This is a genomic window from Calidifontibacillus erzurumensis (assembly GCF_013303125.1).
Lineage (GTDB): Bacteria > Bacillota > Bacilli > Bacillales > Bacillaceae_J > Calidifontibacillus > Calidifontibacillus erzurumensis.
Map to the genome: position 1 here is coordinate 142,575 of NZ_JABTTE010000002.1, position 25,155 is coordinate 167,729.

The 25,155-nt window shown below is 35.1% G+C and carries 25 protein-coding genes and 1 riboswitch; of the genes, 14 read left to right on the plus strand and 11 right to left on the minus strand.

What is annotated here, in order from left to right; all coding sequences use genetic code 11:
* Nucleotides 1–10: 10 nt before the first annotated feature.
* Complete coding sequence (locus HR057_RS02525; RefSeq protein ID WP_173729834.1) at nt 11–208, plus strand: hypothetical protein; 198 nt, start codon at nt 11–13, stop codon at nt 206–208.
* A gap of 67 nt (nt 209–275) precedes the next feature.
* Here HR057_RS02525 and HR057_RS02530 read toward each other — a convergent pair whose 3' ends face one another.
* Nucleotides 276–2,039, minus strand: coding sequence for a B12-binding domain-containing radical SAM protein (locus HR057_RS02530; protein ID WP_173729835.1), 1,764 nt, complete (start codon nt 2,037–2,039; stop codon nt 276–278).
* A 107-nt stretch (nt 2,040–2,146) separates the two neighbouring features.
* A complete protein-coding gene (locus HR057_RS02535) occupies nt 2,147–4,063 on the minus strand; it encodes a putative bifunctional diguanylate cyclase/phosphodiesterase (protein WP_173729836.1) in 1,917 nt (638 codons plus the stop codon).
* A 452-nt stretch (nt 4,064–4,515) separates the two neighbouring features.
* Nucleotides 4,516–4,619, plus strand: a riboswitch (SAM riboswitch).
* A gap of 90 nt (nt 4,620–4,709) precedes the next feature.
* On the opposite strand from HR057_RS02535, the gene HR057_RS02540 reads away from it, so the two are divergent.
* Nucleotides 4,710–6,509 (plus strand): PLP-dependent aspartate aminotransferase family protein, encoded by a 1,800-nt coding sequence (locus HR057_RS02540; RefSeq protein ID WP_173729837.1) that lies wholly within the window; start codon nt 4,710–4,712, stop codon nt 6,507–6,509.
* 70 nt (nt 6,510–6,579) lie between these two features.
* Nucleotides 6,580–7,563 carry a homoserine dehydrogenase gene (locus tag HR057_RS02545; RefSeq protein WP_173729838.1) on the plus strand — a complete coding sequence of 328 codons (984 nt, stop codon included), beginning with the start codon at nt 6,580–6,582 and terminating at the stop codon, nt 7,561–7,563.
* A gap of 289 nt (nt 7,564–7,852) precedes the next feature.
* Here HR057_RS02545 and HR057_RS02550 read toward each other — a convergent pair whose 3' ends face one another.
* Nucleotides 7,853–8,023 (minus strand): hypothetical protein, encoded by a 171-nt coding sequence (locus HR057_RS02550; protein ID WP_173729839.1) that lies wholly within the window; start codon nt 8,021–8,023, stop codon nt 7,853–7,855.
* A gap of 334 nt (nt 8,024–8,357) precedes the next feature.
* Between HR057_RS02550 and HR057_RS02555 the strand changes: the two genes are divergently transcribed.
* Nucleotides 8,358–8,570, plus strand: coding sequence for a hypothetical protein (locus tag HR057_RS02555; protein WP_173729840.1), 213 nt, complete (start codon nt 8,358–8,360; stop codon nt 8,568–8,570).
* Between the two features lie 160 nt (nt 8,571–8,730).
* Nucleotides 8,731–9,030: a hypothetical protein gene (locus HR057_RS02560; RefSeq protein ID WP_173729841.1), complete on the plus strand. Its 300-nt coding sequence runs from the start codon at nt 8,731–8,733 to the stop codon at nt 9,028–9,030.
* Nucleotides 9,031–9,060: 30 nt separating this feature from the next.
* On the opposite strand, the gene HR057_RS02565 is transcribed toward HR057_RS02560, so the two are convergent.
* The 3 genes from HR057_RS02565 to HR057_RS02575 all read right to left on the minus strand — a co-directional run bounded on the left by HR057_RS02565 (nt 9,061) and on the right by HR057_RS02575 (nt 12,928).
* Nucleotides 9,061–11,211: an ATP-dependent Clp protease ATP-binding subunit gene (locus tag HR057_RS02565; protein ID WP_173729842.1), complete on the minus strand. Its 2,151-nt coding sequence runs from the start codon at nt 11,209–11,211 to the stop codon at nt 9,061–9,063.
* A gap of 219 nt (nt 11,212–11,430) precedes the next feature.
* The gene (locus HR057_RS02570) at nt 11,431–12,222 is read right to left on the minus strand and encodes an HAD family hydrolase (protein ID WP_173729843.1); all 792 of its coding nucleotides are present in this window, start codon (nt 12,220–12,222) and stop codon (nt 11,431–11,433) included.
* An 82-nt stretch (nt 12,223–12,304) separates the two neighbouring features.
* Nucleotides 12,305–12,928 (minus strand): NUDIX hydrolase, encoded by a 624-nt coding sequence (locus tag HR057_RS02575; RefSeq protein ID WP_230474327.1) that lies wholly within the window; start codon nt 12,926–12,928, stop codon nt 12,305–12,307.
* Between the two features lie 60 nt (nt 12,929–12,988).
* Between HR057_RS02575 and HR057_RS02580 the strand changes: the two genes are divergently transcribed.
* The gene (locus HR057_RS02580) at nt 12,989–13,621 is read left to right on the plus strand and encodes a phosphatase PAP2 family protein (RefSeq protein ID WP_173729844.1); all 633 of its coding nucleotides are present in this window, start codon (nt 12,989–12,991) and stop codon (nt 13,619–13,621) included.
* 52 nt (nt 13,622–13,673) lie between these two features.
* On the opposite strand, the gene HR057_RS02585 is transcribed toward HR057_RS02580, so the two are convergent.
* Complete coding sequence (locus HR057_RS02585; RefSeq protein ID WP_173729845.1) at nt 13,674–13,952, minus strand: alpha/beta-type small acid-soluble spore protein; 279 nt, start codon at nt 13,950–13,952, stop codon at nt 13,674–13,676.
* 163 nt (nt 13,953–14,115) lie between these two features.
* Here HR057_RS02585 and HR057_RS02590 point away from each other — a divergent pair, with 163 nt between their 5' ends.
* Nucleotides 14,116–15,054 (plus strand): cell wall hydrolase, encoded by a 939-nt coding sequence (locus HR057_RS02590; protein WP_173729846.1) that lies wholly within the window; start codon nt 14,116–14,118, stop codon nt 15,052–15,054.
* Between the two features lie 111 nt (nt 15,055–15,165).
* Entirely contained in the window at nt 15,166–15,576 is a 411-nt protein-coding gene (locus HR057_RS02595) for a hypothetical protein (RefSeq protein WP_173729847.1), read from the plus strand.
* Between the two features lie 22 nt (nt 15,577–15,598).
* Here HR057_RS02595 and HR057_RS02600 read toward each other — a convergent pair whose 3' ends face one another.
* Nucleotides 15,599–16,774, minus strand: a complete 1,176-nt coding sequence (locus HR057_RS02600; protein WP_173729848.1) for a M20 family metallopeptidase — start codon at nt 16,772–16,774, stop codon at nt 15,599–15,601.
* 122 nt (nt 16,775–16,896) lie between these two features.
* Here HR057_RS02600 and HR057_RS02605 point away from each other — a divergent pair, with 122 nt between their 5' ends.
* The gene (locus tag HR057_RS02605) at nt 16,897–18,402 is read left to right on the plus strand and encodes an ATP-binding protein (protein WP_173729849.1); all 1,506 of its coding nucleotides are present in this window, start codon (nt 16,897–16,899) and stop codon (nt 18,400–18,402) included.
* A 102-nt stretch (nt 18,403–18,504) separates the two neighbouring features.
* On the plus strand, nt 18,505–19,659 hold the full coding sequence (locus tag HR057_RS02610) for an aminotransferase A (protein ID WP_173729850.1): 1,155 nt from the start codon (nt 18,505–18,507) through the stop codon (nt 19,657–19,659).
* Nucleotides 19,660–19,815: 156 nt separating this feature from the next.
* Here HR057_RS02610 and HR057_RS16940 read toward each other — a convergent pair whose 3' ends face one another.
* A complete protein-coding gene (locus tag HR057_RS16940) occupies nt 19,816–19,926 on the minus strand; it encodes a DUF6254 family protein (RefSeq protein ID WP_230474328.1) in 111 nt (36 codons plus the stop codon).
* 35 nt (nt 19,927–19,961) lie between these two features.
* Nucleotides 19,962–20,327, minus strand: a complete 366-nt coding sequence (locus tag HR057_RS02615; protein ID WP_173729851.1) for a YolD-like family protein — start codon at nt 20,325–20,327, stop codon at nt 19,962–19,964.
* Between the two features lie 299 nt (nt 20,328–20,626).
* Here HR057_RS02615 and HR057_RS02620 point away from each other — a divergent pair, with 299 nt between their 5' ends.
* The 3 genes from HR057_RS02620 (at nt 20,627) to HR057_RS02630 (ending at nt 23,083) form a co-directional block, all read left to right on the plus strand.
* Nucleotides 20,627–21,982, plus strand: a complete 1,356-nt coding sequence (locus tag HR057_RS02620; protein ID WP_173729852.1) for a TrkH family potassium uptake protein — start codon at nt 20,627–20,629, stop codon at nt 21,980–21,982.
* A 79-nt stretch (nt 21,983–22,061) separates the two neighbouring features.
* Nucleotides 22,062–22,268 carry a hypothetical protein gene (locus tag HR057_RS02625; RefSeq protein ID WP_173729853.1) on the plus strand — a complete coding sequence of 69 codons (207 nt, stop codon included), beginning with the start codon at nt 22,062–22,064 and terminating at the stop codon, nt 22,266–22,268.
* A 614-nt stretch (nt 22,269–22,882) separates the two neighbouring features.
* Nucleotides 22,883–23,083 (plus strand): hypothetical protein, encoded by a 201-nt coding sequence (locus HR057_RS02630; RefSeq protein WP_173729991.1) that lies wholly within the window; start codon nt 22,883–22,885, stop codon nt 23,081–23,083.
* A 142-nt stretch (nt 23,084–23,225) separates the two neighbouring features.
* Here HR057_RS02630 and ric read toward each other — a convergent pair whose 3' ends face one another.
* Nucleotides 23,226–23,930 (minus strand): iron-sulfur cluster repair di-iron protein, encoded by a 705-nt coding sequence (gene ric / locus HR057_RS02635; RefSeq protein ID WP_173729854.1) that lies wholly within the window; start codon nt 23,928–23,930, stop codon nt 23,226–23,228.
* A gap of 408 nt (nt 23,931–24,338) precedes the next feature.
* Between ric and HR057_RS02640 the strand changes: the two genes are divergently transcribed.
* Nucleotides 24,339–25,154, plus strand: a complete 816-nt coding sequence (locus HR057_RS02640; protein ID WP_173729855.1) for an electron transfer flavoprotein subunit beta/FixA family protein — start codon at nt 24,339–24,341, stop codon at nt 25,152–25,154.
* Nucleotide 25,155: the final 1 nt, after the last annotated feature.

Below are 25,155 nucleotides of genomic sequence, written 5' to 3' on the forward strand. Positions count from 1 at the left end.
GGGGAAATAATTGGGGAAAAAACATCATCGCCATGATAATCCGGAAGTGAAAAGTCAACAGACACCTCGGGGATTTAGTAATGAAGAATATGGACAAGAATTTGGAGATGTGAATGCTAGCAAGACATTTGAAATAAATGCAGCAAAAAAATATGCGAAAGCTGAAAAAGAAAAGGCAGAAGGCGCTCGTCGCAATTCAGGGAAATAATACCTCAATCATATTTATAAACGATATAAAAAAGGGGGCAATTGGACGCCCCCGTTATTCTTTTCCATTAAAAATGGTTATGAAGCATATCTAAAGGTGCTGTATATTGTTCGCTTTTATTCGTTGTAGGATTATAGTAAATGAGCATGAGCATTTGTTTTTGTAAAATCGTTCCGCTCTTCATATAATGATCGAGATCAAAAGGTATAAACTCGATAATGGTATGTTTGTGTAATTCTTTTTCTGATAAAGAATGACGAGCAAAATCATCCCCTAATAGCGCTGGTTTTTCACTTAATAATTTTAAATATTTTCCTCTGACTTCTTTGCTGATTTTATCTTGCCACCACGGTTTCCTTGGTTTATGTGTTTTGGCAATTAAGTAATCATATTTCATCATTGCTTCAATGACAAAGAGTGAGTCGATACCGGTGTCTTGTAAAAATTGGAATAGTCTAATGAACAAATCTTCAAGCTGATGCCCAATTCTGCTCCAACCTTGCTTGTCCCAATATGTTCCGAATTGCTGGAAAAAATCAAATGGGGAAGGAAAGATATTTTTCACTAAATAGAGCAAAGTTGTATCCATTCGATGGGCATTCCAATATTTTTCAAGAACATCTTCTACTTGCTTAATCCGGATAATGTCCCGAAATGGCAACACTCGATTTCCTAAAATTTCATAAGGTGCATGGTCTTCAAATATATATCCATATTCTGCTGCGTTATTACGTAAGCCTGTACCGCGCAACATTTTCAAAAACCCAAGCTGCAGTTCTTCAGGTTCAAAGGCAAAAACATCGTTAAATGTATTTCGGAAAGAATCATAATCTTCTTCAGGCAAACCTGCAATTAAATCGAGGTGTTGTGCTATTTTTCCTCCTTGTTTAACCATATTTACTGTACGGGCAAGTTTTGTAAAGTTTTGCTTACGTTTGACAAGTGCATTTGTTAAATCATTTGTAGATTGAATTCCGATTTCAAATCGAAACAGGCCTTGAGGCGCATGTTCATTAAGGAATTCAAGAACTTCCGGACGCATAATATCAGCTGTAATTTCAAATTGGAAAACGGTGCCTGGATAATGATTGTCAATTAAAAATTGAAACATGTCCATTGCATAACTGCGGCTAATATTAAATGTGCGGTCCACGAATTTTATTGTTTTAGCACCATGTTCCATCAAATATAAAATGTCTTCTTTAATTTTTTCTCGGTTGAAATAACGAACACCGACTTCGATTGATGATAAGCAAAATTGGCATGTAAAAGGACAGCCTCGGCTCGTTTCAATATAAACAATTCTTTTTCCTAAGTTTGGAATATCCTCAGGAAAACGATAAGGAGAAGGTATCGTTGTTAAATCTATCTTTTCACGAGGAGGATTTATAATAATTTCTGCTCCATTTCGATAAGCAATCCCTTTCACATTGTTGTAATTTTGGGTAGTCGAAATTTCTTCAAGCAGAGATTTAAACGTTCCTTCACCTTCTCCGATGACGATAAAGTCTACTTCGCTAACTTTTTCCATCCATTCCTTTGTATCATACGTTACTTCCGGACCGCCTAAGATGATGATTAGTTCAGGTTTAATTTTTTTTAGCATTTTAATGACTTTGATTGTCTCTTCAATATTCCAAATATAGCAGCTAAAACCGATTACATCTGGCTCTTTTGAAAATAAATCAGAAACGATGTTCATGGCCGGATCATTAATTGTATACTCGACAATTTGAACTGGAAACTGAGGTTCAGCATATGCTTTTAAATATCGTAATGCAAGGTTTGTATGAATAAACTTTGCATTTAAAGTTGAACAAATGATTTTCATATACTAACTCCTTTAGTCTATTTTATTAAAAAATTTTTCTATACGTCATTCCCTCACTATTTTACCTAATATATGTAAAAAAGCGAACAGGAAATAACCTGTTCGCTTTAATATACAATTTGACAGTTCCCATTTGCTTTTTTCAAAAACGTAATAATATCTTCAGTCGAAAGTGGTTTACTATAATAATAACCTTGAGCAATATTGCAATGATGTTTATGCAGAAATTCGATCTGTTCTTCTTTTTCCACACCTTCGGCAACGACAGTTAGTTCAAGTTCATGAGCCATAGCAATAATCGCTTTTGTTAACGCGGTATTTTGTTTATTATCGGGAATATGTGAAATAAAGGAACGATCAATTTTAATTGAATCGATTGGAAGTTGCTGCAAATAGCTCAAGTTAGAATAGCCTTTTCCAAAATCATCGACTGAAATTTTAATTCCTAATTCTTTAAGACCATTCATTGTATCAATCACTGAGTCGCCCTCAAAAAAGCTCATATTTTCCGTAATTTCAAACTCTAAAAATGATGGACAAATATTCGTTCTTTGTATAATTTGTTGTGTTTTTGTTAGAAATTCAGGATGTTGAAACTGTTTCGGCGAAAGATTGACTGCAATTTTAGGTATTAGAACACCAGTTTTTTCCCATTTCTTAATTTGCAAACAAACCTGTTCCAGCACCCATTCTCCAATTTCGATAATCAAGTTTGTCTCTTCCGCTATCGGTATAAATTCATCCGGAGAAATCATACCAAGTTTTGTGTGATTCCAACGTAAGAGCACTTCCAAACCGATGAAATGATTTTTTTGAATATCGATTTGCGGCTGGTAATAAAGTTCTAATTCATTCATTTCGATTGCTCTATTAAGGTGTTTTTCAAGCAGAATTTTTCTTCTTACGTTTGACAGAAGTTCATTTCCGAACAGCTGGTACTTACTTCCAACTTCCTTTGCTGCGGTCTTGGCTAATGTTGCGTTTTTATATAATTCATCGGCAGTTGCTCCATGTTCGGGAAAAATGCCGATGCCGATGGTTGCCGATAGGAAAAATTCTTCTCCTTCACGATAAAATGGAAGTTCGATTTCACGAATTAAATCTTCTGCTTCTTTTAAAATCGCTTCTTTTTCATAAAGATGAGGGTTTAAGATGGCAAACTCTTTAGAATTCAATCTTCCCATTAATAATCCTTTATACCGGTTTTGAAGACGGATTGCTAATGTTTGAAGTAATTCATCGCCAACTTTATATCCATAAGCTGCGTTTAAAGCTTTCAATTTTGCAGTATCAACAATAAATAGAGAAAATTGATGATTGCTGTTAGCTTCGTTCTCGATAATATAATTATGGAGATGTTTCATAAACAAATTGTATTTTGGCAGTTTCGTATGGGTGTCATAATGAGTGAGAAATTCAATTTTTCCTTCAGCTTTACGTTGATGAGTCATATCAGTGAAGACACCAATATAATGCGTAATTTCTCCTTTTAGATTTCGAATTTCGGATATGCTTAGTTGTTCGGGATAAAATTGGCCGTTTTTTCTTTGATTGATGATTTCCCCTTGCCAACGTCCGTTTTCTCGTAATTCTTTTTTCATATTATCGTAGAATTCGCGCGAATGTAAGCCTGAACTTAAAATTGCCGGGGTTTTACCGATTACTTCGTCTTCTCGATAGCCTGTCATGACGGTAAATGAAGGATTTACCTTTATGATTTCTTCCTTTGCATTCGTAATGACTAGACCTTCGTTCATTTGATCAAAAACAGATTTATAAATCGTAAGTTTCAGTTGCTGATCAGTGAGTATTTCTATTTGTTCCATACTGCGATAAATAAAACGGTATGCGATGTAAAACATAATGGGTAAAGTGATCAACAAAAAGATCCATTCTCTATTTGAAAAATAAAAAAAGTCTACAAAAATAATTCCAATTGTGCCAATGATAAAATAGATAATAGTGAAAAAAATTGCAAATAGGATCCCGTTCATTTTAGAAAATTTGCTCCCTGTCTTTGCCATTCCATCACAACCTTTCTAGAGATGAATGACAGGTGTCAAAAAATGACTTTTTATACTTATTTAGTCACATTATATAACAAGTTTCGGCAAATATCATTCGTCAATTTAATAATTAAAGGAATAATAATCAACTTTTTATACTTTTTTTTGGAAAAATAATAATAATGTTAAAAAATTGTCATAAAATCAGAGATTTGTTTCTTCTTTCACCTGTTACAATGAGAATGGATTCATTTATCTTTAATTATTATTTGGGGGTGTAGTCATGGAAGATTGGACAATTGTATTTAATATTTTGTATTTTGTAATTGGTGTCATGTTCATTTTATTTAGCATTGCTGATGTAAATTCATCTTCAAGCAATTAAGTTATTGACGAAATAAGATTATTTGTATATAATCCAAATTAACTTTATAAGCTGCTTATAATTGATTGAAAAGTTCATATATTCATTCTTATCAAGAGAGACGGAGGGACCAGGCCCAGTGAAGTCCAGCAACCTTCAAGATTGCTTGAAAGGTGCTACATCCTGCAGGTTTTACCTGAAAGATAAGGTTGAGCGGCAAGTGTACCCTTCTTCCTTATTGGAAGAAGGGTTTTTTTAATAAATAATCGTAGTTTTCATATCTATTTAGGAGGAATAAAAATGGCAGAAAGATTTGATACGTATGATTTAGAAACCGTTCTTTTACATGGTGGACAATCACCAGATCCTACAACCGGTTCACGTGCTGTACCAATCTATCAAACGACTTCTTATGTATTTCATAATACGGCACATGCACAAGGATTATTCTCATTGGACGAAGCAGGAAATATTTATTCTAGAATTGGAAATCCAACTGTTGATGTTTTTGAAAAAAGAATAGCCTTGCTTGAAGATGGGGTTGCAGCCGTTGCAACATCATCAGGAATGGCAGCAATTGCATTGGCTATTATGAACATTGCTCATGCTGGCGATGAAATTGTGGCAGCGACAAATTTATATGGAGGCACCTATAACCTTTTTGCTACAACATTGCCGAAATATGGAATAAAAGTTGTTTTTGTCGATCCTACCGATCCAGAAAATTTCCGGAAGGCGATTACCGAGAAAACAAAAGCGATTTATGGTGAAATTATTGGGAACCCAAGTCTTCATGTGTTCGATGTAGAAACAATTGCTGGTATAGCCCATGATGCTGGTATTCCATTAATTATTGATAACACTTTTGCAACCCCATATTTATGCAAACCGATTCAGTGGGGAGCAGATATTGTCGTTCATTCCGCAACGAAATGGATCGGCGGTCATGGTACTTCCATTGGCGGGGTCGTAGTTGATGGAGGTCGTTTTAATTGGAATAGTCCGAAGTTTCCGGGTTTTATAGAACCAGACCCAAGTTACAACGGAATTGTTTATGCGAATGAATTTGGAACGCTCGCATACAGCACAAAGCTAAGGGTGCAATTGTTGCGCGATTTTGGCTCATGCCTAAGTCCGCTGAATGCTTTTCAACTATTGCAAGGACTTGAAACACTGCACTTAAGAATGGAAAAACATACACAAAATGCTTTAGAAATTGCAGAATTTTTAAAAAATCATCCTGCTGTTGAATGGGTTTCTTATCCTGGTCTTCCGGAGCACCCGTCTCACGAGTTGGCGAAAAAATATTTGAAAAAAGGTTTTGGAGCGATTGTTAACTTCGGGATTAAAGGCGGCCGCGATGCAGGCAAAAAAGTGATTGATAACATTGCTTTATGGTCGCATGTAGCTAACGTTGGCGATGCAAAATCATTAATTATTCATCCTGCATCGACGACACATCAGCAGCTTTCTGGAGAAGATTTAGTGAAAACAGGGGTTACAGAAGATTTGATTCGTTTATCGGTAGGACTTGAATCTGTCCGTGATTTAACGAACGATTTAGATCGTGCTTTTTATGAAGCGACCGGTATTTCAACAAAAGGAAATGTTAAAGGAGAAATTATTGTTAATGATGAAGCTGTCATCCGTTGGTTGCTTCAATCTCCATTTGTGCAGGAAGAAATTGATGGAAAGACCGTACAACGTCCAAAAACATTGGCAGTTGTAGGATTAAGCGGTAATCCTGCCCGTCCAAGTTATCGTTTAACAAGAAAAATGCAGCGTTTAGGTTATAAAATTATCCCTGTTAATCCGAAAGAAAAGGAAGTATTAGGAGAAAAAGCTTATCCGGATTTAAAATCAATTCCGTTTGCAGTTGATGTCGTTCAAGTTTTCCGAAGCCCAGATGCTGCTGTTGAAGTTGCTTACGAGGCGGTTGATGTCAAACCTAAAATTTTCTGGCTTCAAGAAGGTGTAATTTCTCCGGAAGCTGTTGAAATCGCCAAAAAAGCTGGGCTTGAAGTTGTCCATAATCGTTGTACGTATAAGGAAGCGCAGCGTTTAAGGGGAAGTATTGTAACCGTTGCTTGCGAGCTTTAAAAGGGGAAAGGGAAGGACAACTGACATCCATTCATCTATAAATATAAACATAAAAAGGATGTGAGAAAATTTGTCAGCTATTCATGTTGCAATATTAGGATTTGGTACCGTTGGTAAAGGTGTATATGAAATTATTCGAACAAATCAAGAGCGATTAACTTCTTTATTTGGTAAAGAGGTAAAAATTGTTGGTGTTTTAGTAAAAAATATTGAAAAGCATGCAGACTATGATAAAAAACTTTTTATTACAGATAATTTTGAAGAAATTATCAGCTTGCCTAATCTTGATGTAGTCATTGAGGCAATGGTTGGAGTTGAACCGAGTTATACTTATTTAAAACAAGCGATTGAAAAAAGATGTCATGCCATCACAGCAAATAAGTTTATGTTTGCACATCATGGGCCGGAGTTGCTTGAGCTCGCAAAAAACTTCGGAACAACTGTCGGTTATGAAGCAACGGTTGGCGGAGGCATTCCAATTATTCAAACATTAAATAAATTGCTAAACATCAATCAAGTTTTCAAAATTGAAGGAATATTAAATGGAACGACTAATTTTATTTTAACGAAAATGAGGGAAGAGGGACTTTCGTTTACGGATGCCTTGGCTTTAGCCCAGCAATTGGGGTATGCGGAAGCCGATCCAACAAATGATGTGGAAGGATTCGATGCTTTTTATAAAATGATGATTTTAAGCCAAGTATGTTTTGGAGAACAACCGGATTGGAAAAATGTAACTAGAGTAGGAATAACAGAGGTCACACCTGAGAAAATTCAGCAATATGAAAAAGAAAACGTAAGAATTAAACATATAGCATCCTTAACCAAAACGGATGAAGGCATCGAAGCGGTATTAAAACCAGTTGTTGTTCCGCCAACCGATCCTCTGTACCATATTGAAGGAGTAGAAAATGCGATTTCTGTTTATGGGCATATTGTTGGCAGAATTTGTTTAAGCGGTCCAGGGGCAGGCATGTTTCCAACAGCAAGTGCAATAATAGAAGATTTAGTTCATGCATATGCAAAATCTCCAGCTATTGTAACTAGCGCTTAACTTTAAAACTATTTAAGTTCACATCTTATTGATTTGTTCGAGTGAAGGATACTAAATATTGTAGGGATTGAGTAAGATTATGTGAGCTGGCACCTTTAGCTTTCATATCTTGCTCTTTTTTATCAATAAATACTTTTGGAACTTAACTATCATGAATGGATTGTTGCTTTGATTTTTTTATGGGTGAAAAATGGTTGATTTTAGAGTAGAAGTGTTGATGTGGATTGACCGACTGATCGCTCAATATTAGAGGATACTTTCGTAATGTTTAATAAGTGTTTAAAAAAAATTAGTTGTTGTTTTCAAAGTAGTTTTTTAGTTCAATAAAGGCTTGCTCAATATCTGGTAATCTCTTTTTTATACTTTCCACATAATGGGCGTCATATATATTTGTATTTCCCCGTAATGAATTTGTTAGATTTTGGACAAGCTTAATCACAGTAAATGTATCTTGATGCATTTTATACCTCCTATTAGTACCTGATAATAAACATTGTACAATTTCATTTTAAATAAAAAAATGAAAACATTCAATAAAAAATAAGATGAAAAAGTTTAAGTTTTGTGAAAAATTTTGCAATAAACTTTTAAGAAATAACTATGTGTTCAACTTCTTACAAATTGAATTTTTTTGAAAATCTTAAAATAACAAGGTTTTTTCATAAAAAAGAAGATAAATAAAATGAAAGCGCATTAAAAATCTTCATAAATTTGAAAAATAAATTTCAACATAAATAAATGATTTTAAGGTAAAATAAGAATTGATCATGAAGTTAAAAAGGAGTAAGAATATAATGGAGGATGTATTTACAGTTGGCCAGGAAGTAAGAACGAATGATTTATATTTTTCTCGTTATGGCCAAGTGATTTTTGGTGAAGTCGTCAAGGTAGAGAGAGATAAAGTCTGGGTAAAAAATCAGTATAATACAATCAGCGTTATTAATCCTATTTGCCTTGATATCAACATAAAAAATGAAGATAAAGATAAAGTGGGACTACTAGTATAAATTAGTAGTCCTTTTTATATAAATTTAGCATTCCATGACGAAAAGGGGCGAAAAATTTTTGTGAATTTTTTCATTTTTATACAAGGATTCTAGCTTCTATGTCGAAGTTATTTATATAAATATTTATATTTACAATAAATAGGAAAGAGGTGTAAAGTCTTTGATTATAAGAAAAAAAATGGACGCTAAAAAATTGTTGGATGAATTTACAAAAATTGCTTCGTTCGATCATGAAAGGCAAAAGTTTTATTTTGTTTTTGCTGATAAGGAACGAGGAGGACAATATACATTAATGAAAAAAGGAACTCAGTGGTCAATTCATGGAAAAGGGGAAACGTATTGTGATCCGGATGAAACGATGATGAATAATTTCGATGAACTGATCAACTTCGTTTGGAAGCATCGTAGCCGCATAAACCAGGTGTTAAAAGATATTCCAAAAAAAGTAGTTAATGGATAAAAAAGCCATGGAAAGCTATCCATGGCCTTTTTATTTAACGATGATTTTTTGATCTTCAATTGTAACATGAATCTTTTTAATATCGTTATTTTCTAACAATAGATCTGAAATTTGATCTTCTAGCTCATTTTGGATAACCCTGCGGAGCGGGCGTGCACCGAATTGTGGATGGTATCCAAGTTCAGCTAGTTTTTCTTTAGCTTCATCACTAACTTCAAGAGTAATATTTTGTTCGTTTAATAGTTGTTTTAAATCATCAAGCATAATATCAACAATTTTTAACAGATGTTCTTTTTCTAATGGCTTAAATTCAATAATGGCGTCAAAACGGTTTAAAAACTCCGGTTTGAAGTATGTGTTAAGGGTATCTAATAAATTGCTTTCATTCTTTTCAGAACCTTGATTTTCAAATCCGACTGAAATTTTCTTATGATGGACTCCAGCATTGCTTGTCATAATTATGACCGTGTCCTTAAAGCTGACAGTTCGTCCTTGGCTATCTGTCAATCGGCCGTCATCCATAATTTGTAAGAATATATGTTGTACATCAGGATGTGCTTTTTCAATTTCATCCAGGAGAATGATGCTATATGGATTGCGGCGCACTTTTTCTGTTAGCTGTCCAGCCTCTTCATGACCAATATAGCCTGGAGGTGAACCAATTAATTTTGAAACAGAGTGCTTCTCCATATACTCACTCATATCAAGGCGAATTAAGCTATCTTTCGTACCGAACAGTTCTTCAGCCAGCCTTTTTGTCAATTCCGTTTTACCGACACCAGTAGGTCCGACAAACAGGAAAGAACCGATTGGGCGGTTTTTTGCTTTCAAGCCGGCGCGGCTTCGTTTGATCGCTTTGGCAACTTTTTCAACCGCTTCATCTTGGCCGATAATTTTCTTCGCTAAGTTAGAAGCAAGGTTTTTCATTTTCGCTTGTTCGTCTTGTTCAAGCTTACCGACAGGAATGCCTGTCTTTTCTTCAATAATTTTTTGGATGTCTCCAACGTCAACGATTGCTTTGTTTGTCTCTTGGCCTTTTTCAAGACGTTTTTCAAGCTCAATTTCTTCTTGTCGCAATTTAGCTGCTAATTCATAATTTTCTTCCTTCGCAGCTTTTTCTTTTTCTTTTGCAATTTCGGCAAGGCGTTTCTCAAGAGCCGTTTTATCATCAACGCCCATTTTCAAATTCACTTTTGAACCGGCTTCATCAAGCAAATCAATGGCTTTATCAGGGAGGAAACGATCTTGGATATAACGGTGCGAAAGTTTTACACATGCTTCGATCGCTTTGTCTGTATATTTTACATTATGATAATTTTCGTATTTAAATTGAATCCCTTTTAAAATTTCGATCGCTTGTTCAACAGTCGGTTCAGTTACCATCACCGGTTGAAAACGTCTTTCAAGGGCGGCATCTTTTTCAATTTTTCGATACTCTTTTAATGTTGTTGCACCAATGATTTGTAATTCACCACGGGCAAGTGCTGGTTTTAAAATATTACCTGCATCCATGGATCCTTCTGCAGAGCCGGCACCAACGAGCAAGTGAATTTCATCAATGAATAATATAATGTTCTTCCGTTTTTGCAAATCAGCAATTAATTGTTTCATACGTTCTTCAAATTGGCCTCGGATGCCTGTGTTGGCGACAAGGCTCGCAACGTCAAGCAAGTAAACCTCTTTATTTAGAAGTTTTGCTGGTACGTTTCCTTCCGCAATTTTTAATGCCAGTCCTTCGGCAATTGCTGTTTTACCAACGCCAGGTTCTCCAATTAACACTGGGTTGTTTTTATTGCGTCTATTTAAAATTTCAATCACTCGAAGAACTTCTTTATCTCGGCCAATGACTGGATCAATAATTCCAGCTTTTGCGGCATTTGTTAAATTGCGTCCGAATTGGTCAATGAAACTGTGACTGGAACTTCTTTGATGACGTTGACGAATGTCTTGTGGATAGAAATTTTGATCAATAGGACTAAAATCCATATCCATTTTCATTTGTTTGAACAAATCTTCAAAAGGACTTGATCCTCCAAAAAGACTAAAACCCGTTGGAATTTTAAAATTAGCTTTTTCTTTTGAATAGCAGTCTTCACATAAATGCAATTGTTTCTTTTGCTGATTTACTTGAATATTTAAATAAACCGTGGCTTCTTTCTTATGACAAATTTGGCAATTCATTAAAAGAACCTCCTATTTAGAATTGCTTTTATTTGACTTTGACTAACTTTGACTTTCTTAACTATATTAAATCATAAAGGTCAAAATTGGTCAATATATTTTTGACTTTTTTTGACCTTTTAATAAAAATTTTTTCATTTAGCATTTAGAAAAAAATAAAAAGGCAAGTAATGGGGAAAATTTTTCCATTACTTGCCTTTATTACATTACTCAACAATTTTATTTCAACGATTCCAAAATAGGGAATAGCTCTTCAAGATGTTTAATTTCATAATCAGGCGTTACTTCGTTTAATCTTTCCTTATTATGACGGTTAATCCAAACCGATTTCATACCAACACGTGAAGCACCTAAAATATCGGTTAATAAATTGTCGCCAACCATAATGGCTTCATCTTTGTTTAGACCAAGTAGTTGTAATGCGTGTTCAAAAATCGATGGATCTGGTTTGCCGCGTCCGAAAGCCCCAGAAATGACAATTTCGTCAAAATAAGGTGGAAGCTCTGGCGTCATCGTTAATTTTGTATTTTGCAAGTCAGGTGAACCGTTCGTAAGTAGAAGAAGTTTGTATTTCCCTTTTAATTGATCTAGAATCGCAAAAGTTTCTTCGTAAACAAGCGGTGTTTTGCGCCGAACGGCTGGGAAAAATTCACCGAGTTCATAACCTAATTCCGGATCATCGATTCCTATTGCTCTTAAACCACGTGTCCAAGCATCTTTTCGATAAGTTGGAACAATTTGGCTTAATTTTTTGAAATCTTCTTGTTCATCTAAAAAATTTCCCCATAGTCCTTCAAAAGGATTAATGCCGATCATCTGTGTGAATGGATACGTTTCATAAGAACTGTACAATTCTCTAGCTTCTTTACGAACAGCTTCTTCAAGCTCTTCAGGATCAATGTGGTCGTATTTTTCTTTAGCTTTTTCACATGTTCTTACAAAAGCTTCTTTAATACTTTGCTGATCCCACAATAAAGTATCGTCTAAATCGAAAAAAATAGCTTTAATCATAGCGTTACTCCTCTTCCTTAATCTATATATCAAGACTACAATAGAAATGTGAAATTTGTACATAAATAATTAAAAAGTCTTTTTATTTTAAATATTCTATAAACTCATGTAAAATTCGAGCTGTCAATCCCCAGATCACTTTATCTTCGTAAAAATAAAAATATTCATCCATGCTTCGACGGCGCCAATTATAATTTTTTCCGTCTGGGATAAGATGATAAGGAAAATTCTCTTCAGGCTGAACTTTAAATTGAACGGTGTAAACTTTTGGTTCAGCTTCCAATAAATAGGATAACGGGACCGTAAACAATTTGTCCACTTCAGATTTGTTAGGGGAGATAGCGGATAATTCTTTTTCAATCCATCCAACATAAGGATATATAATCGTTTCATAGGGCTGTACTAAAAAATCAAGTGGACCAATGATGTTGATCGATTCTTTTTCAATTTGCAATTCTTCACTTGCTTCTCTAATCGCAGCTGTTTCACTATTTTCAACGCCTTTTTCAATACGGCCGCCGGGAAAACAAATTTCTCCAGGTTGCCGCCTTAAATGATGAGCGCGGATTTCAAAAAGAATTTGTATTTCATTGTCCATTTTTATTAAAGGTAATAATACCGCATAAGTAGAAAGAGTTTTGCTCCCTAAAACGTGGGGCGTATGATTTTTTAATTTCTCAAAACGAGCCGTAAGATCTGCGTTCAATAAACAAGCGCCTCCTTTGAACAACTGTACTATTTTCATTCTAGCAAAAGGATGATTCATATGTCTTTAAATAAAAAAACTTTTCTTGCTTTATTGATTCTCATTCTTTGTTTTATTGGCATAAGCATTCGGATTGGCACGAAAGAGTTAGAACGGTTTGATAGTGCTGTAACAACTTTTATACAGTTATTTCAATCAGACCCGATGACAAAGTGGATGGTCTTTTTTTCGACAATAGGTTCCTACAAAGTTCAATATGTAATTTTTTTTGCATTAGCAGCTTTTTATTTTTTCGTTCGGAAAAATAAATTTTACATGTTACTTTTGTTTGTAAACCTTTTTGGCGTCAGACTATTAAACCGAATGTTGAAAGTATTATTTGAGAGACCGCGGCCGGATATAGAAAAACTGGTTGATGTTTCAGGATTAAGTTTTCCAAGTGGACATGCAATGAATTCTTTAGGTTTTTATGGTTTTATAGCATATATTATTTATCAAGAGTTAAGGGAAAGAACATTTTTTGCTTGGATTGTTCCAGTTGTTTTCAGTGTAATTATTTTTATTATTGGACTAAGCAGGATTTATCTCGGTGTTCATTATCCAAGCGATGTGCTAGCCGGCTTTTTAGCTGGTGGAGCATGGATATTAGTTTGTCTACTACTGCTGTATTCAAGGAGAAAAATGAATACATGACATAAAACGAAACGTCTGCCCTTTTGGAACATGAGGGCAGACGTAATAATGTTTATTTTGTTCGATTTGCCAATTGTTGTTCAGCCATTCGTACCATTTCTTTAACCATGTTTCCGCCGATTACACCGCCGATTTTCCCGGCCTCATTTGCTTTTATATTTCCGTTATAGCCTTTTTTAAGTGGAATCCCAAGTTCGCTAGCGATTTCATATTTAACTTCATCCGGATTTTTTCCATTTGAATACCTTCTCGCTTTCATCACTTTGCTTTTAAGCATGTCAACAGCTTCTCTTGCTTCAGGAATTAACAATTTTCGCTTTCGTTTTGCCATATTTCTCAACTCCACATTTGAATATTGATTACAAACTATTTTCTCCAAAAAATATTTGTGTTCTGGATTGAAATTTATGGAAATTAGACCAGTGATCAACTAATGAAGTTAGATGTTGACTAATGGTACACTTTATTTAACTAAATAATGAAGAGGTGATGGCATGAAAAGAATCATCAGTTTATTCTTTTTCATGGGACTCATCATCCTTTTCCCGAATCAATCAAATGCAGATCAGACTTTTCAACTGTATGTCAATGATCAACTTGTATCTCTTCAAGAGCCGCTTTTTGTTGAGAATGAGCGTGTTTTCGTTCCTGTACGTTTTGTAGGAGAACAACTGGGAGCGGCTGTTGAATGGAAACGTGAAAAACAAACCGTTTTGATTCGATCACCAATTGAAGATCAAGTCCAATTTTATGTACAATCAAGACGAATAACATTAAATGGTTCAGAATACATAATGGACGTTGAACCAATCATCCGAAATGGGCGGATGTATTTGCCAATTCGCCATGTAGCTGAAATGTTACATTTACAAGTAAAATGGTTGAAAAATTCGCAAATAATTTATTTGCAGTCTTATCCATTGTATGAAGTCCAGCCGGGCGACACATTATTAAGTATTAGCAATAAATTTCAGTTATCTGTTGAATTATTGAAAGAGAGAAATCAATTAACAGGTAATTCAATTGAAGCGGGAAGCTATTTGAAAGTTATTGTTCCGCACATAATAAAACATCAAACGAATGACGATCTAATTTTATTAGCAAAATTGATTGAAGCAGAAGCTGAAAGTGAACCATTTTTGGGGAAAGTTGCCATTGGCAATGTGATCGTGAATCGGGTAAAGGATGATCGTTTTCCAAATTCGATTAAAGATGTGATCTTGGAACAGGGTCAATTTACACCAGTTTCAACAGGGAGAATAAATAAGGTAAAACCGAGTAATAGTTCCATTGATGCTGCAAAAAAAGCAATAGCCGGTGAAAAGCCTGTAAAGGATGCCATTTATTTTTTTAATCGTGCCAATACGACGAATGCCTTCCTTCTAGCAAGGGAAGTTGTTACTGATATAGGGAATCACCGTTTTACTCGTTGACTAAAATTATACAAAGTTGGATGAAACATTTTTTGCAAAGATTCATGTCTCCATCAATAATGGGCATATTAAAGATGTGAACGAAAAGAACAACTTGATGGAGGGACAAACATGAAAAAAACATTGCTTTTCGTTTCATCTACTGTGCTGTCTTTAGGATTGCTTGTCGGCTGTAATGTCAACGGTGATAATGATAATGAAAATCCTACTGGTGTAAGATATAATAATCGCGGATTTGATACAGAAAATGTCCGTTATGATTATAATTATAATGACCGACTTGATAATGTTCGTTTTGATCGCAATGGTAGAACCGGCATTTTCGACAATGATTTTGGAATTGATAGGGCTGAACGCCGCAATGGTGGAGATGCTGATTTAATCGATGTTGATTATGATAATGCAGAGCCGGACCCTGGAGAAGAACCGAATGAGGATCGAAATCCAGCTATGAGAGGCAATAATGATAATGGTTTGTTTAATGGGAATGGCAATAATGGCATGAGAAATGGTACTCGTTAAAGCAAGAGCTGAGGACAGATCCTCAGCTTTTTTTCATATAATTGACAGCTAGACTACCTAATGTTTTGGCGGCAATTAACATAGCCCGTTCGTCAATATCAAATTTTGGATGGTGGTGTGGGTAGACAATTTCCCAATCAGGATTCATTGCACCAGTAAAGAAAAATACTCCTTTTACATGTTGAAGATAATAGGCAAAATCTTCTCCTCCCATGATCGGTGGTGTTTCATAAACATTGACGACATCAGGAACATTTTGAGCGATACGTGCTAAAAATTCACATTGATCAGCGTGATTCATGACAGGGGGATAGCCTTTATTGTACGTATACGTGTAGGTAGCATCAGATGCTGAGCAAACTCCATTTACGATGCGGTCGATTTCCTTTTCAATAAAATTTCTAGTTTTTTCATTCATTGTTCGGACTGTACCTGCCATAAAGACAGAATCGGCAATGATGTTATGAGCGTTTTCCGCAACGAAAGAACCAATGGAAAGAACAGCTGGTTCCAAAGGATCAACCCTGCGGCTAACGATTTGTTGCAAATTAAGTACTAATTGAGATCCGATCACGATTGAGTCTTTTGAAAGATGAGGAAGGGCACCATGTCCCCCTTTTCCTTGAATTTTTATTTCAAATTTATCAGCAGCTGCCATAAATGGACCTGGGCGATATGTAATATCTCCTAGGGGAATTGTCGACCAGAGATGAGTTCCAAAGATGACGTCAACTCCTTCAAGACAGCCATCTTCAATCATTGCAATGGCTCCTCCAGGGGCTACTTCTTCTGCATGTTGATGGATAAAAACGATATTTCCAGCGATCGTTTCTTTTATCGATTGAAAAGCTTTTGCCAATACTAATAATGTTGCTGTATGCCCGTCATGTCCGCATGCGTGCATTTTTCCAGGAAATTTGGATTTATAAGGAACGTCGTTTTCTTCTTGAATAGGAAGTGCATCAAAATCTGCTCGTAAAGCAACAGTAGGACCCGGTCTTTTACCTTTGAGAATTGCAACAACCCCACGTCCTCCGACTTGTGTGCGAACTTCGTTTCCGAGGTTGCGATGATACTCAGCTATAAATTTTGGTGTTTCAACTTCTTCAAAAGATAATTCAGGGTGTTGGTGAAGATATCTCCGGATTTCTACCATTTCTCTATATAAACTATCTAATGTATGATATAAATCTTCCATTTGAGCGCCTCCTTTATTTAGTCTATAATTCATTATATGGGAATTTTTTAACTTTAACAGGAATAATGCTTATTTTATAGAATTAATGTAAGTAAAAATTTAGATATTTGGTGAATTCGGAAATGAAACAAATAGAAAATGATCTTGTTAGAGAAGTAAGAGAAGACATATTAGAAAATAATGAATTAAGGAGACAGTTGGAAATGCTAAATGAAGTATTGCGTTCTTCTAATGAACGTCACTTCGAACTGTTAGAAAGCATTTCAGACGGTTTTTGTGCGGTTAATCGCTCGTGGGCTTTTACTTTTTTAAATAATTCATTGGAAAATATTTTCAAAAAGTCGAGGGATGAACTTTTAGGGAAAAGTCTTTGGTCAGTTTTTCCAATTGATTCTCACCCAGGTATTTATAAAAATATTTGTAAAGCTATGGGAGAGCAAAAAGTCGTACGCTTTCAGGAGTATACCCCGAAATTCAACAAATATTTACAGTTTACTGCTTATCCTTCCAAAGATGGACTTTCGATTCTTACACAAGATGTGACCGAGCAAGTACGGATGATTGAGGCTTTAATTGAAAGCGAAGAACGTTTTCATCTTCTTGCAAATAATATGGGGCAAGTTTTTTGGATCGCTTCACCGGATTTTGAAGAGTGGTATTACATTAGTCCTGCCATAAAAAATATTCTTGGATTTTCCAGTGATGAATTTGAGGAAAAATATTATCAATTTTTACAGCAAATTGATCCTTGCGATCGGCAGAAAGTTCATGCGGCATTGTTGAAGATGAGGGAATGTGAAACGATTTTCGAGTTTCGCTATCAACAGCCAAATTTGCCTCCGCAATGGATAAGGGTCAAGGGAATTCCGGTTTTTAAAGATGGAATTTTAGAGGTTATTGTCGGCATTACCGAAGATATTACTCGCATTATTGAGCGGGAAGAGCTGTTAAGCAGATCTGATAAGTTATCAACAGTCGGACAACTTGCTGCTGGCATTGCCCATGAAATTCGAAATCCATTAACGTCCATTAAAGGATTTTTGCAAATTATTAAATCAGAAGGGCAAGTTCCTAACTCTTATACCGATATTATGTTGGACGAGCTTGAACGAATTGAGTCAATTATAAATGAATTTCTATTTCTTGCTAAACCGCAGCAAGAAATAAAATATGAAGTGCAATATTTAAAACCGGTATTAGAGCAGGTGATTCGCTTTATGGAAGCGGAGGCCAATCTTAAAGGGATTGAGATTAAAGTTGATCTATGGGATATTACTTCAGCGAAAGTGAATTGTAATGCGAACCATATAAAACAGATTTTCATAAATATTATTAAAAATTCATTAGAAGCAATTCAGTCAAAAGGAACCGTTGTTATTAAAGGTGAAATCAATAAAGAAGATTCTACAGTAACGATTCGCGTCATTGATGACGGTCATGGCATTTCAAAAGAACGATTAAAAAAATTGGGAGAACCATTTTATTCAACGAAAGAAAAAGGAACTGGTCTAGGCCTAATGATTACGAGAAAACTCGTGGAGGACCATCTTGGGGAACTGCATTTTGATAGTGAAGTAGGTAAAGGAACAACAGTTTCCGTGCAGTTGCCATTAACAAGATGCACATGAAGTGAAGCATGATACTTTACGATATGTTTGTTTTTTTTATAATTAAATTAAAAGTATTTTTGCAATAGTTAGGCTATTTTACATAGAAATGGATGATCATAAGTGGAATATTTAATCAATCCGAGGGTAAAAGATATTCAGTTTTCAGGGATCCGTCAGTTTTTTAATATGGTTTCTGATTATGAAGATGTCATTTCACTCACAATTGGACAACCTGATTTTTCATCTCCCGAAGGTGTTAAAGAAGCTGGAAAGTGGGCTATCGATCATGATTATACGACCTATACTCATAATGCCGGCTTGCTTCCATTACGGCAAGCTGCCTGTAATTTTGTAAAAAATAAATATGGGCTTGAGTATGATCATGAAGAGGAAGTTATTGTAACCTCTGGTGCCAGTGAAGCTATTGATATTGCGCTTCGGACGATCGTTGAAGAAGGTACAGAAGTCATTTTACCAGGACCTGCCTATCCAAGTTACGAAGCTTTAATTAGACTATCAGGCGGGATCCCGGTATTTGTTGATACCCGAAATAGCGGGTTTAAACTGACTGCATCGTTAATAAAAGAACATTTGACTGATAAAACGCGCTGTTTAATATTACCTTATCCTTCTAATCCAACCGGATGTACGCTTAACTTTGAAGATTTAAAGGAAATCGCTGAATTATTAAAAGACAAGGATATTTTTGTATTGTCTGATGAAGTATATAGTGAGCTCGTGTTCAAAGGCAGCCATTATTCTATTGCTTCCTTTCCAGGTATGAAAGAGAAAACTGTTGTTGTCAACGGCCTTTCTAAATCGCATTCGATGACAGGATGGCGGATCGGCTTTGCTTTTGCACCGGCCTTTTTAACAAAGTATATGGTTAAAGTCCATCAATTTTCGATTGCGTGTGCATCCAGCATTTCACAATATGCGGCTATCGAAGCTTTAACAAAAGGAATGAATAGTGCTTTGACAATGAAGCATGAATATATGAAACGAATGCACTATTCATACAAAAGATTAAAATTTCTCGGATTTGATGTGGAAGAGCCAAATGGTACTTTTTATATTTTCCCATCTATTAAACGGTTTAATATGACTTCCCTTGATTTTGCAACGAAGCTTCTGCAAGAAGCAGGTGTTGCAGTTGTTCCAGGGAGTGCCTTTTCAGAGTATGGCGAAGGCTTTGTAAGGTTGTCCTACGCTTATTCAATGGAGACGCTTGAAGAAGCTTTTAATCGGATTGAACAGTTCGTAAATCGCATGTAAAAATGCAAATAAAAACAAGGGGTCGCACAGAAAGCCGTATGGGTGATCTTTGCGCCCCTTTCCTATCTTTAAATTTAGATATACATTAAATTTAGATATACATTTTTGCGCTCTGCTTTTCGGATATCCTCTTGTTTTCCTCTGTTAGTTATTCATTTATTCTTTATCTTCTGCTAATTCCTTAAATGACTTCACTTTTCCATGGGGATTTTGTGCTTCTTTGCGTTTACGAAATTGCCGTTCTTGTTGTCTTTTTGACTGTGTCATATCGTCAGCTCCTTATGTGATAGTTATTACGTCTTTTAGTTTTCATCATATAAAGAAGTGTTATCCTCCATGTTTATTTCTAATACTTCCAGAACATGGAAGATATCAATATTTATTTTTTCCCCTTGCAAAGTGTGTAAATATAATTGTGAGGAAAGAGGATCAATTTTTTTTATATAGCCGATTTTTTCTAAATAACAGCCATTTTCATAATATGTTATTTTCACAGAGGTATTTTCTGTCATTGCTTGTTGAATCGTATAATTGATTAATTCTAATTGTTGTTCATCAAGCGAGCGTTTTGGAAGTTTTCGATCATTCGCCCACAACTCTCTAATTTCATGAACATGCTCGGGAAGCATCATTGCTGTCCATTTGATTGTGCCACGGTCTTTGATCAACCTTTATTCTCCTTTCTGTTAGTCATGTACTGTCATTTTTATTATACACGAAAATATGTTCTATAAAAACATTTGTTCTTATTTGTGAGATCTATTCACATAAGCGATATTTTCGGTTTCTTATTCCACATCCATTCAGAGCCAATGACCTTGCTTTATTGTTGCAAGGTCAACCGACTTCACTAGAATGCAGGCGACTTTCGTCAGTAAGAGTTATCATTGACTTTTTTATTGGACAAGGTAAACTAATTAGCATATGGGTCAAAACGAGATGGTTTAGCCAATTAAGGAGATTAAAGATGTTAGAAAAAAAGAATGGGAAACATTTGCCCAAGTTAACATCTGTCCAGTTAATCGTTTTATATTATGTATGTGCAGTACTTTTTTCGACATTGCTTCTTAGTTTGCCTATTGCTCATAAGCCCGGGGTTTCTTTAAGTTTTATTGATGCTTTATTTACTGCAGTGAGTGCGATCAGTGTCACGGGTCTTACAGTCGTACCAACTAGAGATACATTTAGTGTTGTGGGTTACTTTATTTTAATGTTTGTTATGCAGTTCGGCGGCATTGGAATTATGACACTAGGAACATTTATATGGTTGATTTTTGGAAAGAAAATTGGTCTTAAAGAACGGCTATTAATTATGACGGATCAAAATCAGTCAACGATTTCTGGTCTAGTCTCATTAATGAAACAAATTTTATTATTGATCGTAATTATTGAGGCGATTGGAGCTTTAATATTAGGTACCTATTTTTTAAAATATTATCCGAAATGGCAGGAAGCATTTTTTCATGGGCTATTTCTATCGATTAGTGCAACAACAAATGCAGGGTTCGATATAACAGGAACATCGCTTATGCCTTATGCCCATGATTACTTTGTCCAGTTTATTACAATGATTTTGATTATATTAGGGGCCATCGGTTTTCCGGTTTTAATTGAGGTCAAGCATTATTTAACACATCGGGGCAAATATCCTTACCATTTTTCTTTGTTTACGAAAATTACAACTGTAACTTTTTTTGCTTTAGTAGTTTTTGTCTCAGTAAGTATATATTTGCTGGAATGGAACCAGGTTTTTGCTGATAAAAAGTGGCATGAAGCTTTTTTTGCTTCATTATTCCAGTCGGTGACAACGCGTAGTGCAGGTTTGTCAACAATTGTTGTGGGGGACTTTTCGGAACCGACATTACTTCTCATGTCATTGATGATGTTTATCGGGGCATCGCCTTCTAGTGTAGGAGGAGGCATCAGGACAACTACTTTTGCAATTATGTGTTTAAGTATTTTCTTTTACGCAAAAGGTAGAAATACGATTAAAGTGTTCAAACGAGAAATTGATCCAATTGATATTACGAAGGCATACATTGTAATTACAACAGCGTTCATGCTTTGTGGAACAGCTGTAACGATTTTATCTTATACAGAAGCACTTCCATTAATGCCGATTATCTTTGAAGTAGCTTCAGCTTTTGGAACCTGTGGGTTATCCATGGGGATCACAAGTGAACTTTCTGCTGTCGGAAAACTGGTGATCATCGCTTTAATGTTTATTGGTAGAATTGGTATTTTTTCATTTTTATTTTTAATTCGAGGGCCGGAAAAAGAAGAAAATTATCATTATCCAAAAGAAAAAATTATCATCGGTTAACTCGTCAATTGCCTATTTCTGTGTGGCCTTAAATCTATTATAATAGAAGTAGGGGAATTCAAGGAAGGAGGTTTGTCATATGCTTAACGCTCCGATGCCTCAAGAAGTTTTTGATAAGCAAGACGAACAATCCTATAAAAAAAGATTTCCATTAGGAAAAAATGTAAAAAAAGCATTAAAAGATTATTTACGTGATTATAAAGGCCACGGTACCCGGCCGTTATTTCCAACACCGAAGCCGGTGAAGCAACAGTTAAGAGACCAATGGCAATCTAAGCTGCGTTAAATGGACGCAGCTTTTTTTATTTGAAAAAAGAGCGTCGATTTTAATGACACAAATACATATGATTCATTAATGTTCGGAATTTTCATCAATTGTATGATAGCGTTTTCAATAAAATGACAACAATTTCAAAAAAAATTTATGAAAAATAGTGTTGACTTTGTAAGCATTCGGGTTTAAAATTATCAGAAAATATTGATAAATTAAAATATAAAGGGGAAGGAAAACAATGTCAAATACTGTTGTTGTGAAACCGGAGGAACAACAAAAAACGAAAGAGGAAGAACAATCTGTCATTCAATATATTTGTGATCTTTATAATGGCAAATAATTTTCTACCGTTTTTATTTGTATTTGGCTCTCTAAAAATTTAGAGGGTCAATTATTTCGTTATATAATGAAAGCGTTTTACAAAGAATGTCTTATCCATGACCATTATAACATTTTTGCAGTTTAATTCAGCTGATTTTTTCTTTTGTAACAAAATGTTTTATTTTTTTTGCCACCATTGTGAACATTTTCACATTACAGTGATATTCATAAAAGATGTGCATATAATTGAATTAGAAATAACGAAAAAACATTTTGAAGAGAATTGAAAGGTGGCGCATGAAACTATGGCAGGCACGGCTGTACTTTACCGTGACCATGAGGTTATCATTTTGGAAGATGTTGAAAAAGAAACAATGGAGGAAATTAAGAAACAATGCGGATGTGGTCATTGCACATGCACTATTAATGATCATAAAGTTGATTTAGGAAATGTGGAGTTTGTTGGTTTTAAAGAGGACAAGATTGATTGGGATTATGGATATTAATCTATATAAATATATGTTATTGATTTTCATTTGAATAGGTAAGGTGAATCAGACATGATATGTTTCATGTCTATTTCCTTTTTAAAAGGCTGTTTCAATTGTCAATAGAAATTGACTTTTGAAACAGCCATATACATATATATTACTTATTTAAATAGCGAGGGAATAAAATATTATTTTCTTTATGGACATGGTTAAACATATCGGATTCAAGGTTTTCCAATCTTTGATATGTCAATGTATATGTCATGCAAGCATCAGGCGGCAATGTAAAATCATTTGTTACTTCACGAATAAGTTTTAACAAATCGCCAGCTTTGTCATGCTCTGCTTCTAATTCATTGATGGCAGACTTAATTTTTTCAAGTTTTTCTGTTGAAGGTTCGGCTTCGTATTCTTTAACAAGCGGGAAGATTGCTTCCTCTTCTTTAATAAGGTGTTCGACAAGCTCTTTGCTTAAATCGTGATAATAGTTGTACACCTTTGCGAGATGAGGATGGTTCGGACCATGAACGCGATATACTTTTGTAACCAGCTGTCCTAATTGCGGAAGTTCCTCATTTAAATAAGCATGATGTGTTTGGACGATATGATCAATCAAATCGGCGCTCCCGATTTCTTGCCAATTGACTGTATCAGTGTTCATAGTTTCCATTTTTGCATAGCCTTCATTAAGCGCTTGTAAAATTTCATTTTCTTTCAAATTTTTTTCTTGAAGTGCTTCCGCTAATGAACGGTTTCCACCGCAGCAGAAGTCAATTTTATGTTTTTTAAATATATCAGCAGCTTGTGGGAATTTCGTTACTATATCTCCTAAAGTCATTGAACTTGTTATTGTGAAAGACATGGGCTATTACCTCCTAAAAATTATCTACATAAACTATATAATAACTTTAACACTATGGTAGTGATGCAAATCACAGAGGGTGGAATAAAATTTATTAAAAAATTCAAAAAAATTTCAAAAACCTACTTTAAAAAGTTTGTGAATAATTGTACAATTAAACTGTAAATTGTATTACAACAGCATAAAAATAATGATAATAGTGTAAATAAATGTGACGGGGCTGTCTTCTTTCAAAAAATATGATGTGGATTTTTAAAGTGAATGAAAACGCTTGCTTAAATTCTTTTTTATCGTCGGGTCTGTTTGGTTATAAAGAGTTTAAAATTCATTTTAAACTCTTTTAATATAACAATTTGTTACATGTTTCACTTAAAAATCGTGTTGTTTATCGAGAGGAGTGTGTTTCTTTTGCACATCGTTGTTTGTGTAAAACAAGTGCCAGACACAAAAATCATCAAAGTCAATCCGAAAACGAACACATTGGACCGTCGTGGGGTTCCGGCTATTTTGAACCCATATGATGGTCACGCTGTGGAAGAGGCAGTACGCATCAAAAACAAAGTTGGCGGCAAAGTGTCCGTTTTATCGATGGGACCACCGCAAGCAACGGAAGTAATTAAAAAGAGCATTGAAATAGGAGCAGATGCTGGCTATTTAATTACAGACCGACGTTTTGCAGGCGCAGATACGCTGGCAACAAGCTATGCTTTGTATAATGCTCTGAAAAAAATAGCCAAAGAAGAACCGATTGATCTAGTTCTTTGCGGCTTACATGCAATAGATGGAGATACAGGCCAGGTTGGACCTGGTATTGCTAGGCGCCTAAATATTCCGCCTGTTACAAAAGTCATTAAAGTTGAGGAAGTTAACGTAGAGAAAAAATATATTAAAGTTCATCGCAAAATTGAAGATGGCTATGAAGTCATTCAGGCGCAATTGCCATGTTTAATTACCGTTGAAAAGGAAATTAATGAAATTTCTTATTCGCCGCTGCCAAATATGATTAAAGCAGCAAGATATAAACCGGTCATTTGGTCAGTCGATGATTTGGAGGGCGTAGATATATCTCAACTTGGATTAAAAGGATCACCGACGGTCGTTGGAAAAATGTGGGCGCCAAAACCGCCTGAAAAAGCGAAAATGATCGAAGGAAGTTCTGCTGAACAAGTGAAGCAACTTGTATCAACGATTTTGGCTGAAAAGAGCGAACTTTTTCAACAGTAAA